This is a genomic window from Alicyclobacillus sp. ALC3, from assembly GCF_028751195.1.
GTDB lineage: Bacteria > Bacillota > Bacilli > Alicyclobacillales > Alicyclobacillaceae > Alicyclobacillus_L.
Window position 1 is genome coordinate 1,756,277 of the sequence record NZ_CP066784.1, and the last position, 11,939, is coordinate 1,768,215.

Here is an 11,939-nt window from a genome sequence, read left to right on the forward strand (position 1 = left end):
CCCCAGCAGGCTGGGGGCTGCACACAAGCGGCCCTTAGTAGCCCGCTCCTGCACCATAACCAGGCACGAGCAAGAAGAACAGTACAAAGATGATCAGAAACACCACCGCCCAACGGGTGTATCCGCCGAATGTACCCATGAGACCTCCTCCTCTCCTGAAGCATAGTGCAGGGTATGTCTTGGACGAGGGCGTTTGGAGCGGTATGCGCCCGGCTTCGGCGCCTATTTTGCAGGTGTCACCCCAGTTTGCCTAACTGGCAAGGCACAGGGATGCGCCTGTTTGCACAACGGACGGTTCTACGCCTTACCAAACGACCAGTGATGAAAGCGCGTCGGCATGCCGTAAGCCCCAAACGTGTAGAGAACGTCCGCCGGGCAAACCTCATAGCGCATCGGGTAAAAGTCCAGGCCGTTCTTCGTCGCAAGCTCGGTCATCTGCTCAATGCTCGCCTCGAGCTGCTCCATCTCAGCACTGTTCATGCGGGCTTCACCTGCCCTCCTGACGTTGTGAAGAACGTCTTTAAGGCCCGGTAGACATCACTCTTCTCTTTGATCAGCACCGAGCGAAAGTGCGGGTGTACAAACTTGCCATAGGACGACATCAATGTCGATGAACGCTGGTACTGGTTCACTTCCGCGTACCCGAACATCTGCGCACGTTCACACAGCTCCTTAGCGAGTCGCATGACCTTCTCGTTGTCCGAAGTAAGGTTATCGCCGTCTGAGAAGTGAATCGGATACAGGTTGTAACGGTCCGTCGGGTACTCGCGCTCGACCATCTGCAGCGCGTAGTCGTACGCTGACGAGCAGATAGTCCCGCCGCTCTCCCCGCGTGTAAAGAAGTGCTCCTCGCTCACCTCCTTGGCTTCCGTATGGTGCGCGATGTAGCGGATCTGCACGTTGTCGTACTTGGTTCGCAAAAACCGCGTCATCCAGAAGAAGAAGGTCCGAGCACAGTACTTTTCAAACATCCCCATCGATGTGGGCGCATCAGAATTGAATAATGATATAGGAACTAAGGCAGTCGGTAGTTGAGCTCCAGCGAGGTAATTTGTTTGCCGTTCACTGTCACGCGCCTAATCACACTCTGTAGCATCCGCCGCACTTCCTCCGGGTTTGAGTGACCGAGACCGCCGAGCGATTGCAGGTAGTCTGCGACCTGATAGTTCACACGCTCATCACACGATTGGCGCAGACGACGCACTTCTAACTCGTCGACTTCACAATTGCATTGGTTGATCGTCGCAACGTATCGCTCCTTCAGGCGAGTTGCCGTAGAGACTGGCATCGAATCGTCCAACAACAACTTTTCTAAGGCGAGTTCCGCCTTGCTTATCTCGTTTCTCAGTCGCGCGAGTTCCCGCTCGACGTCCGTCGTCTGCGGCACCGCTTCGACGGTCACGTTCACCTGCTGCAGTGGGGTGAGGAGGCAAATCAAATAGGTCCAAATGGCCTGTTCGAGCTCATCCGCCCTGATATTCGGCTGACTACACATCGACCGGCCAAAGCGAAACGCCTTGGAGCAGACGTAATACCGATACTCCCGCTTGGCCTGACGCTGTACTTGGCAGACCATCGTTTCACCGCAGCGCTCGCAGCGAAGGAGGCCTGTCAGCGGATGCTTGGAGTGCTTCGCGCCAGGTTTGCTTCGGGATCGCAATAATGCCTGCGCCTTGTCGAACACCGCCCGGTCGACGAGCGGCGGATGCGTGTCCCGGACCGTCACCCACTCGTCTTCCGGCAAAACGTGTCTGGCCTTTTGCTTGCGATAGCCGCGTTCGTCAAAGATCCGCTTGAGCGTATTGCGCGTGCGTCCATACACGGTGTCCCCGACATAAACCGGGTTTTGCAACACTCGATTGACTGTGAAGCGGGACCACAGCTTACCATTTTTGCTGTATTGGCACGTTCTGTTGAGGTGGTCTGCAATTCGCAGAGTGCCTTTGTTCTCGTCCACATACATCCGGAAAATTGCAACAACCGTCGCCGCAAACTGAGCGTCAATCTCGAGCCGGCGGGCTTTTTCACAGAGACGGTAGCCGATTGGCGCTTCCCCGAGCCACACACCGCGGCGAGCCAGAGACTTTTTCCCAGACGACACGCGCGAACTGATGCGCTTGCTTTCCATCTCTGACATGACGGAGTGAATGCCGAGCAAATCCAGGGTCTCCGGGCGGTCACTGTCAACGTTGTCGTTGATCGCGATCACGCGCACACCGTGCATCTGGAATCGACTCACAATCTCGATGTGCTCCGCTTGGTCACGACTGATTCGACTGATTTCCTTAAACACGATGACGTGAAACCTGCCTTGCTTCGCGTCTTCGAGCGCCTGCTGAATCGCCGGGCGTTGGATGAAGCGGGTGTAGTAACCGCTTTGGTCGAAGTCCGTGTACACACACGTTGCGTCTACTGCGAACTCGTCGCCTAGTCGCCTGATGTACTCCTTGGCATAATCCACCTGGTTATCGAGGCTCTCCCCCTGCCTGTCTGTGCTCACCCGCGCGTACACCGCACAGACCCTCATGCCATTCCGTCACCACTGTGACAACGCTCTGCATCCGCCTCGAACTTCCCCATCCTCTGCGTGGCCGTGTGCACACTCTCACCATCTGCCGCCGTCTCAGCATCATCTACCGTCGTCTCAGCATCATCTACCGTCGTCTGAGCATCATCTACCGTCGTCCCCCTGGCAGCGGGCATGGTGATGTGCACTCGCACATCGCAGCCGACTTTTCCGGCTATGAACCGTCGCAATTCGTCTCCGAGCCAATCGGTGATGGGTGGCGCGTCCTTGGCAAACGAGGGTTTCACATGTACTTCCACAGTCGGGTCCCCCCTTCGCTCCACCGTATGCGCGAAGAGGATTGTCCGATGTAAGGTCTGCTTCACAGCGAGCTATGGAGCAACCGCTGACCCGCTGACCCGCTGACCCGCTGACCCGCTGACCCGCTGACCCGTGGAGCCGTGGAGCCGTGGAGCCGTGGAGCCGTGGAGCCGTGGAGCCGTGGAGCCGTGGAGCCGACACCGGGATCAAAAAACCGGTGAACTGGGTGCAACTTAATTCGTTGTACAACGTCTGGATCAGAAATGGTCAGCAAGTGGTGAAAGGGGGCTCCGGCTCATGAGTGTGAATTCATCGTCTCGGCGACACAGGCTGCTAGCACAACTTGCGTTTGCACGGCGAAGAGTCTGGTGGGCAGTCGGTGCAGGTGTGGTGCTGTTGGTTATCGCCTCACTCGCAGTGACTGCGCCTGGTAGACACGGCTCCGGCGGACAGATGTCAGGCCGAACATCTACGGCGAGCTCCGGCGTCACGGCATCTTCACCAGCTGTGGGGTATGGAGCGGGATCGGCAGAACAGGCAGGCGTAGCGAACAGCGGGCCGACTCATGGTGCTACAGTAGCGGCTTCCGTCGGCCAAACGCGATCGATTGGCTCTTCGAGTGGGCAGCATCTCGTCATTGAGACGGCAAACCTCGATATGACGGTGACTCAGCTTCCGAAGGCGACAAGCGACATAACGAGTCTGGCCGAAGCATCGGGAGGTTTCGTCCACTCGATGAACCAGTTGACGGACGGTCAGGGCCAGAACTCGGCGACCTTGACCATCCGCGTTCCCGAGAACAAGTTTCAGACCGCGCTGAAGAACATCAAGTCGCTCGGCAAAGTCGACACCTTTTCTCAATCTGGTCAGGATGTGACCAGCGAGCACAACAACTTACAACTGCAGGTCACGGAGCTGCAAAGCGAAGCAAAAGCCTACACACGGCTGTTCGACAAGGCCACGAAGATGTCCGATATGTTGCAAATTCAGCAGTCTCTCACAGAGACCAACAATCAGATTTCGAACCTGAACAGTCAACTCCACCAACTGAATCACACCATTCAGTACACGACGATTAACATCACGCTGCAGCCTTCCGTGGTCCCGATTCACCAGGGCAGCGAGCCCTTCTGGGCGCCGATCGTACAGTCGCTGCACTTCATGGACCGAGTCGGTGTCGGGCTGTCAAAAGTGATCGGCTGGCTGCTACCGTGGGCTGCACTTGGCGGCTTGGTGTACGGGGGAGTTCTCGTCTGGCGTCGAGGAGCTTCTCGCAAGGCATGAAGTTGGACGTCTTGATTGACCGAGCAACTCGATGCAAAGGATTCATCCGCGCTTCTTCAGTTGAGAGGACGCTATCCGAAACGGATAACGTCCTCAAACCGCGTTATGGACACAAATGCAGGTAATCTCAACGCGATAACGCTATCCCAACGCGTTATCGTCCCATAGCGGTCTCAAAATTGGGGGAATCGAGGGGCATAACGCGGTTTGAGAGCGTTAAAGGGAGTAATTATGTAAACTCGAGAGTGGATAACGCTGTTTGGAGACGTTACGGTCCGGATTATGTAAACTTAAAGGGCTGGTCCGCGTTCGGGGCCGGTCACCCCAGGCAGGGCATCCAACATCGTCAGATGCAGCCTCTCGCCCTTCCACGCCCCATGCCCAGCCGCCGAGCCGTCCGATTATGTTGCCGGTCGTTTGCTGGCCAGCAGTGTCACCGTCACCAGCACGCACAGTCCACCTAGCATGGAGGCCAATCCCAGTTGTACGTGTAAGACCGCCACTGCCAGGATTGAGGCGGACAACGGCTCGGCGCAGGCCAACAGACTTGCTTCCGATGCGGAGATGAATTTGAGACTCGCAATATACACATAGAACGCAATCAACGTTCCGAATAACACGACAAAGCTCACGAGCCACCAGGCGCCAAACGTGCTATGCCCTGTGAAATGCCACGGTGGAGTGATGAACGACATGCTGACCCCACCAATCAGCATTGCCCAACCCACAACGTTGGCAGAGCCGTACGTGTGGAGTAGGCGTTGCGGATAGAGAGAGTAAAATGCGAGCGTTACAGCTGACACTAACCCCCAAAACACTGCTTGTGGGCTGACCGAGAAAGTGTGAACGTTCCCGTCAGTAACGAGCAGGAATGCGCCACCACATGCCAAGACAACTGCCGCCGTCTGTACGCCTGTAGGAATACGTCGTTGACGCAGCGCAATATACACGGTGATGAAAATCGGTCCCATGTACTGCAGCATCGTTGCCGTCGCAGCATTCCCGTAGCGGATTGCTGCAAAGTACGAGTATTGCACACCAAGCAAACCAATGATGCCAAACAAGACGAGTTTCACAGCGTCTCGCTTGTGCTTCCACACCGCAACTGTCGCAGGCAGACCTGATTTGATCGAAACGCCGGCCAACAGGAGAAGTCCAGCCACACTCATCCGTACCGTGACCAACCAGCCCGGGTTAAAACCGTAGCGCTGGAATAACACTTGTGCCGCAGTCCCGGATACACCCCACAGCACTGCACCTAACAGCACCATCGACAGGCCTTTAAAATGGCCGAGTTTTTTGGTTGCAAGAGCAGACTCGAACGCCGTGGACAGCGGTTGGGGATTTTGATTCTCAAGGTTTATGTTTGACACCACGTACCCCACTGTTGTACCTCCCGCTGGTGTTTTGTTTACTTGTAACATACGGCCAATTGGTTCGACTACAGGGAAGTGTTAATGTTATGGTACCATCTGGCGTAGTTCCGGTGGACGTTCGCCCACAACGACAAGACCGCTTGGTGGCAAGCCCGGGAACTGTGGCACTCTACACAAATACCACCACCAATACAGTACGAACGGAATCACGAAGCGAGGGATTGGCATGCTCGAGAAGAAAAAGCTGAATCGACTCAATGAATTGGCGCGAAAGTCAAAAGTTGAACCCCTGACAGAGACGGAGTTAGTAGAACAACAAGCGCTGCGCAACGAATACCTGGAAAACTTCCGCAAGGGCTTTCGCGATCAGTTAGACCACATTCATTTGGTCGATAAGGACTGGCAATAGTGGAGTGCGTTCCGACGCAGAGATAGCCAGTCTTTATTAAATCCAGTGGGGTCCACAGAACCACTCGTATCCATGAGCGCCAACACCACAGCGTTCGAATCTGGTTTTTCGATTTCATCCCACGTTTTGAAACGCAGGTCGTCAGGTAGAATCCGAATTTGTACACTGGCCTCCTTCTGGTTGCGGCGGATGGCCTCGATGAGCGTGCGCTTCTTGTCGATGTTGCCCATGAGGCCCTTTTTCCGAACGTCGCGAAACTCGATGTCTTGTGCCACCACGCGGTCTGGCGTCTTCGGCGCGAGGTTGGGCAGTTCGAGTTCGCTGAACAAGACCTGTTCAATGTCCTCGAGCGCAACATTTGCTTCCAAGTAGTCCTGACCGGGGCCGTCGCCGGCACCTTGCCCAGGGCCTGGTTTGCCTTGTTCTGGCGCTCCCTTCGCAATGACGTCGCCGACCTGCGAGTCCCCATCGCCAGAACCCGCCTGGCGGCTCTTGTTAAAGTTGTACCGGAACCGATACTCCTCGAGCGACCGGATTGGAATTTTAATAATCTGGCGTCCGTCCGACATGATGATACTCTCTTCACTAACTAAGTCCGCGAGGTTCTCCTTAATTGCTTCTTTCACCTTTTCCCTGTGACGTTCCTGGTCTTGGTGCCCCTTGCGGTGCAGGGACCAGTCCTCTTTCTGCAGTGTGAATTCCACAGATGCCATCGCTGCCCCCTCCTTCAGAGCTGTCACGGGTGAAATGCGGCCCGCCCGAGGCTTGTTTGGCCACGTGGGCAGGCCGAGAAAATGGGATGCTGGAGAAAACCTGAGTGTTCTCAACGATTGAGCAGACTTCCTGTGTAGCGCAACAGTTCGTTCGCGCAAACTGGGCAGTAGCCATGTTCGTCGATTAACCGCGCCACCACTTCGTTCAGCTTCTTCAGTTGCTGTTCGTCCGGCGTCTTGCTGGACGTCGTGATCTTCACAACATCTTTCAAATCCGCAAACAACTTCCGCTCAATGGCTTCGCGCAGTCGCTCGTGAGAGTTGTACTCAAACCGCTTACCGCGCCTCGCGTACGTGGAGATGCGAATCAGAATCTCCTCGCGGAACGCCCGCTTTGCGTTCTCCGAGATGCCAATCTGCTCTTCAATCGAACGCATCAACTTCTCGTCCGGATCCATTTCTTCGCCTGTCAACGGGTCCTTAATCTTCTGCCAGCTACAGTACGCCTCGACGTTGTCGAGGTAGTTTTCAAGCAGCGTCTTGGCTGACTCCTCGAACGAGTAGACGAACGCCTTCTGCACCTCAAGCTTGGCGAGTTCATCGAACTCCTTGCGCGCAACAGACACGAAGTTGAGCAAGCGCTCCTTGTCTTCCTTGGATATGGAGGCGTGTTGGTCAAGCCCATCCTTAATCGCCCGTAACACGTCGAGGGCATTGATACACGTTGTATCGCGGCGAATCAGCGCAGTTGAGATTCGGTTGATCACGTAGCGCGGGTCGAGGCCCCCCATCCCTTCGTCCGGGAACTCGGCGCGCAACTCTTTCAGGTCCGCTTCCTTCAGGCCCTCCACCGTCTCACCGTTGTACAACTGCAGTTTCTTCTGCAAGTCGACCCCCTGCTTCTTCGAATCCCTCAGGCGCGTCAGAATCGAGAAAATTGCGGCCGTCTTCAGCGCGTGAGGCGCGATGTGAATGTCGCGGATATCGCTCTGTTTTACCAATTTTTCATAAATTTTGACTTCATTGTCTACGCTGAGGTTGTACGGCACTGGCATGACAATCATGCGCGACTGCAGCGCTTCATTCTTCTTGTTCGAAATAAACGACTTGTATTCAGCCTCATTGGTGTGTGCGACAATCATTTCATCCGCACTGATGAGTGCAAATCGACCGGCTTTGAAGTTGCCCTCTTGCGTGAGACTGAGTAGGTGCCAGAGAAACTTCTCGTCGCTCTTCAACATCTCCTGGAACTCCATCAGTCCCCGATTAGCCTTGTTCAACTCTCCATCGAAGCGGTAGGCGCGCGGGTCGGACTCGGACCCGTACTCTGTGATTGTGGCGAAGTCGATGCTGCCTGTCAGGTCAGCGATGTCCTGAGACTTCGGGTCGGACGGACTGAATGTGCCAATTCCGACGCGATTATCCTCTGAAAATAAAATCCGCTCGACCGGAAATCTTTCCATGTCCCTCTCATACTCGACCTCAAGTCTCTGTCTGCAGGACGGACAGAGGTTGCCCTCGATCTTTATTCCGTACTGCACTTCGAATTCCGGGCGCAACTCGTTCGGAATAAGGTGTAACGGTTCCTCGTGCATTGGACACCCTTTGATCCCGTAAAGTGCCCCCTCCGGCGCGCGGCTGAAACGCTCCAAGCCGCGTTTGAGCAAGGTGACAATTGTCGACTTGCCGCCGCTGACTGGACCCATCAAAAGCAAAATCCGCTTGCGCACATCAAGCCGACGCGCTGCTGCATGGAAGTACTCTTCGATGAGGCGCTCGAGGGTGGCGTCGAGACCGAATATTTCGTTTTCGAAAAAACGGTAATGGCGTCGACCGTCAGCACCAGTGTCGATTCCCGCCTGTGCGATCATATCGTAGATACGCGCATGCGCTGTTTGGGCAACACGCGGATTTTCGGACACCACTGCGAGATAGTCCGCGAACGTCCCTTCCCAGCGCAGTTCCTCTTCCTCGGCTCGATAAGCGTTGAGACGTTCCAGAAAGCCCATTTGGCATCCCCCTTTGCTTCGGGCAGAAAGCCCTTCATGTGGCATCGAGGGCGCCAACGGGTGAGTCCTGGCCGTGCCCCTCGACCGCCTCAGAAAGCTGCGACCTTCACGCTTATCTGACTATATTCCGCGGCCCCTTGGCCAAATGTCGACCGTCTGTTCGCCAGGCAAGCACCGCACCGCGAGAACATGCCGTTATGCGTATCACACGATATGCAAACGGGTCTCTGGACGTCCGTAGGAATTTTCAGCAAGACGCTATTTTACGTGACTTTGGACGAACTCTAGCGCATCCGGCAGGTGAGCTTGCCAAAAACCCCAGAGGTGTTCACCATCACCCTCGTGATACGAGACGTCAGCGCCTCCTGCAATCAAAATGTCTCGCATCTGCTCGCTGAGTCGATGGAAATTGTGTGTTCCGGTGTCTGTTTCAAGCTTAGTCTCCTGCCTACCGACAATCATGTAGCAAGACAAGTCAGACAGACTTGTCGAGAACCTCGCAGCACTCTGTGCCTCCGGGTAAAAGGCCCCAGAAAACAGCAGCAGCCAGGGGAACGAAGCGGTGTCACTCAGAGCCAAGTTCAGTGAAGCTGCCGCGCCGAGCGACACCCCCGCCAAGATGCGCCGACCGGCGTCCACCCTGTACTGGCTTTCGACATAAGGGACGCACTCGTTTGCAACAAATTGGCGATATGCCTCACTGCGCGCGCCACCCACTGCGTAATCCTCTGTACGGTGTGCTCGATTCACAGCTATGCCGACGATCAACAGTGGGTCAAGTCGCCCTTCTGCCACCATCTGATTGGAAATCGTGGCAATGCGCCCGTGTGTAAAAAATTCGTTCCCGTCCTGGCAATAAACAACCGGGTAGTTCCGAGTTGAATCGTAGCCCGGCGGGAGACAGACTTTAATGGTTCGTTCCTCCTGTAAATGGGTACTGTACAAGCTGTGTGCTTCGACAACACGGCGGGTATAACGAGCGTCAAATGAACTGGATGAACTCGTGGTGTTCGGCATCAAAATACGCCTCCTTTTGAAATCAAGCTGGGGGTACCTATGCACATATAGTTCATCTGTACTATCACACACCAACTGTTATATATCACTTTGAACCATGCATGATACAGGTATTTGCTCTATTTAATGATGATTGATATCACACCAACTCGACTGTATTATAGTATATATGAGTACTGTATCAATGCACGCAGCTTAGCGCAACGAAACCAGATACGAGTGGAGAGAGAGGCGACACAACAATGAGTTTGGTCATGGAAACGAAACCAGTGCCGCACATTCAAGTTCTCGACGAACAGGGCAAGGTCGTCGACTCTGACTGGATGCCGCAACTGTCCGATGCACAGTTGCGCGAATTGATGCAGCGCATGGTCTTTACCCGCGTCTGGGATCAGCGAGCCGTCAAATTGACGCGACAAGGTCGGCTCGGTTTTTACGCGCCGGTGGCAGGACAAGAAGCGTCCATGATCGGCAGCGAGTTTGCAACCAAAAAGGAAGACTTCATCCTCCCCGCCTACCGTGACGTCCCACAGGCTGTGTGGCACGGCTGGCCAATGTATCAGGCGTTCTTGTACTCACGCGGACATCAACATGGTGGTGAGATGCCACAAGGCGTGAACATTATCCCACCGCAAATCATCATCGGTGCGCAAATTGTTCAGGCCTCCGGTGTCGCCATGGCGTTCAAGTTGCGAAACGAGCCCCGCGTCGCAATTACCTACACAGGCGACGGCGGCACCTCACAGGGCGACTTCTACGAAGGGATGAACTTCGCTGGAGCGTTCGGACTGCCAGCCGTATTTATCGTGCAGAACAACCAATTCGCCATCTCGGTGCCTGTCCGCTTGCAGACAGCAGCCGAAACGCTTGCGCAAAAGGCCATCGCAGCGGGCATTCCTGGTGTGCAGGTCGACGGCATGGACGTGCTCGCCGTATACGCTGCCACGCAGCACGCCGTCGAGCGGGCGCGCGAAGGCGACGGACCCACCCTGATTGAGAGCCTGACTTTCCGGTTTGGTCCACACACGATGTCTGGCGACGACCCTACGCGCTACCGGACCAAGGACCTCGAAGAGGAATGGGCGCAGAAAGACCCGTTGGTGCGGTTCCGCAAGTACCTGGAAAGTCGCGACCTGTGGACCGAGAACGACGAAGAGAACGCGATTGAAGAAGCCAAAACCGCAGTCAACGACGCCTTGAAAAAGGCTGATGAATATCCGAAGATGACCATTCCGGGTCTGATTGACTCGATGTTTGCAGAACTGCCGGGCGACCTCGTTCGTCAACGTGAAGAGTTTGCTGGTAAGGAGGCAAAGTGACATGGCACAACTGACCATGATTCAAGCGATTACCCAGGCGATGGATGTCGCCCTTGGCGCTGATGAGCGCGTACTCGTGTTTGGAGAAGACGTGGGCAAGAACGGCGGTGTCTTTCGCGCCACGGAAGGGTTGCAGAAGAAGTACGGCGTAGACCGCGTATTCGACACTCCGCTGGCAGAGTCGGGAATTTGCGGACTTGCGACAGGTCTCTCCATGCAAGGCTTCCGCCCCATCGCCGAGATCCAGTTCTTCGGCTTCATGTTTGAAGCGATGGACCAAATCGCTGGGCAAGCGACACGCATGCGCTACCGGACAAACGGCCGGGTGTCCTGCCCAATCGTCTACCGCGCGCCATACGGTGGCGGCGTGAAGACGCCGGAGTTGCACGCAGACAGCCTCGAGGGGTTGCTCGCGCAAACACCCGGCTTAAAAGTGGTCGTACCGTCGAGTCCGTACGATGCAAAAGGGTTGCTATTGTCCGCGATCGACGACGATGACCCAGTCTTCTTCCTTGAACACATGAAGCTGTATCGCTCCATCCGTGAAGAAGTACCTGATGAGGCCTACCGCATCCCGCTTGGGCAGGCGAAAGTTGTACGCCCCGGCAAAGACATAACGGTCGTTGCGTATGGCGCGATGGTTCAGACAGCCAAGAAGGCAGCTGACGAGTGGGCTAAGACGAAAGGCATCGAGGCTGAGGTCATCGACCTGCGCACCATTAGGCCGATCGACATTGAGACGATTGTGCAGTCAGTGAAAAAGACACACCGCGCCGCAGTTGTTCAGGAGGCGCCGCGCTCAGCGGGTGTAGCGGCGGAAGTCGTCGCGCAGATTACCGAGAACGCGATCTTCCACCTTGAGGCCCCAGTACGGCGGATTACACCTCCGGACACTGTCTATCCATTTGGCCTGATTGAAGACGAGTGGCTCCCAGACGCCAAACAGGTGTTGCAAGGTCTTGACGCAGTAATGAGTTTGTGACGC

General features: G+C 55.5%; 9 protein-coding genes and 3 pseudogenes. 4 read left to right on the plus strand and 8 right to left on the minus strand.

Annotated features, from left to right (window positions below; all coding sequences use genetic code 11):
- Window positions 1-303: 303 nt before the first annotated feature.
- The 4 genes and pseudogenes from JC200_RS08265 to JC200_RS08280 all read right to left on the minus strand — a co-directional run.
- Window positions 304-480 (minus strand): annotated as a pseudogene (locus tag JC200_RS08265) (SpoVR family protein); the annotation flags it as partial.
- Window positions 477-992: pseudogene (locus tag JC200_RS08270) on the minus strand (DUF444 family protein); the annotation flags it as partial. The pseudogenes JC200_RS08270 and JC200_RS08265, both read right to left, overlap by 4 nt.
- Window positions 993-1,015: 23 nt before the next feature.
- Window positions 1,016-2,512: a recombinase family protein gene (locus tag JC200_RS08275; protein WP_274435792.1), complete on the minus strand. Its 1,497-nt coding sequence runs from the start codon at window positions 2,510-2,512 to the stop codon at window positions 1,016-1,018.
- A gap of 11 nt (window positions 2,513-2,523) precedes the next feature.
- On the minus strand, window positions 2,524-2,826 hold the full coding sequence (locus JC200_RS08280; protein ID WP_274435793.1) for a hypothetical protein: 303 nt from the start codon (window positions 2,824-2,826) through the stop codon (window positions 2,524-2,526).
- Between the two features lie 298 nt (window positions 2,827-3,124).
- Between JC200_RS08280 and JC200_RS08285 the strand changes: the two genes are divergently transcribed.
- Complete coding sequence (locus JC200_RS08285; protein ID WP_274435794.1) at window positions 3,125-4,111, plus strand: DUF4349 domain-containing protein; 987 nt, start codon at window positions 3,125-3,127, stop codon at window positions 4,109-4,111.
- Between the two features lie 401 nt (window positions 4,112-4,512).
- Here the strand turns inward: JC200_RS08285 and JC200_RS08290 are convergent, their stop codons facing one another.
- Entirely contained in the window at window positions 4,513-5,382 is an 870-nt protein-coding gene (locus JC200_RS08290; RefSeq protein WP_274436500.1) for a DMT family transporter, read from the minus strand.
- Between the two features lie 331 nt (window positions 5,383-5,713).
- Between JC200_RS08290 and JC200_RS08295 the strand changes: the two genes are divergently transcribed.
- Entirely contained in the window at window positions 5,714-5,896 is a 183-nt protein-coding gene (locus tag JC200_RS08295) for a DUF896 domain-containing protein (RefSeq protein ID WP_274435795.1), read from the plus strand.
- A 53-nt stretch (window positions 5,897-5,949) separates the two neighbouring features.
- Here the strand turns inward: JC200_RS08295 and JC200_RS08300 are convergent.
- From JC200_RS08300 to JC200_RS08310, 3 genes and pseudogenes are all read right to left on the minus strand, one after another.
- Window positions 5,950-6,609: pseudogene (locus JC200_RS08300) on the minus strand (DUF444 family protein); the annotation flags it as partial.
- Window positions 6,610-6,719: 110 nt separating this feature from the next.
- Entirely contained in the window at window positions 6,720-8,618 is a 1,899-nt protein-coding gene (locus JC200_RS08305) for a PrkA family serine protein kinase (RefSeq protein WP_274435796.1), read from the minus strand.
- Window positions 8,619-8,876: 258 nt separating this feature from the next.
- The gene (locus JC200_RS08310; RefSeq protein WP_274435797.1) at window positions 8,877-9,635 is read right to left on the minus strand and encodes an alpha/beta hydrolase; all 759 of its coding nucleotides are present in this window, start codon (window positions 9,633-9,635) and stop codon (window positions 8,877-8,879) included.
- A 254-nt stretch (window positions 9,636-9,889) separates the two neighbouring features.
- On the opposite strand from JC200_RS08310, the gene pdhA reads away from it, so the two are divergent.
- Both pdhA and JC200_RS08320 read left to right on the plus strand, forming a co-directional pair.
- A complete protein-coding gene (gene pdhA, locus JC200_RS08315; RefSeq protein ID WP_274435798.1) occupies window positions 9,890-10,954 on the plus strand; it encodes a pyruvate dehydrogenase (acetyl-transferring) E1 component subunit alpha in 1,065 nt (354 codons plus the stop codon).
- A 1-nt stretch (window position 10,955) separates the two neighbouring features.
- A complete protein-coding gene (locus JC200_RS08320) occupies window positions 10,956-11,936 on the plus strand; it encodes an alpha-ketoacid dehydrogenase subunit beta (RefSeq protein WP_274435799.1) in 981 nt (326 codons plus the stop codon).
- The last annotated feature ends 3 nt before the right edge of the window (window positions 11,937-11,939 follow it).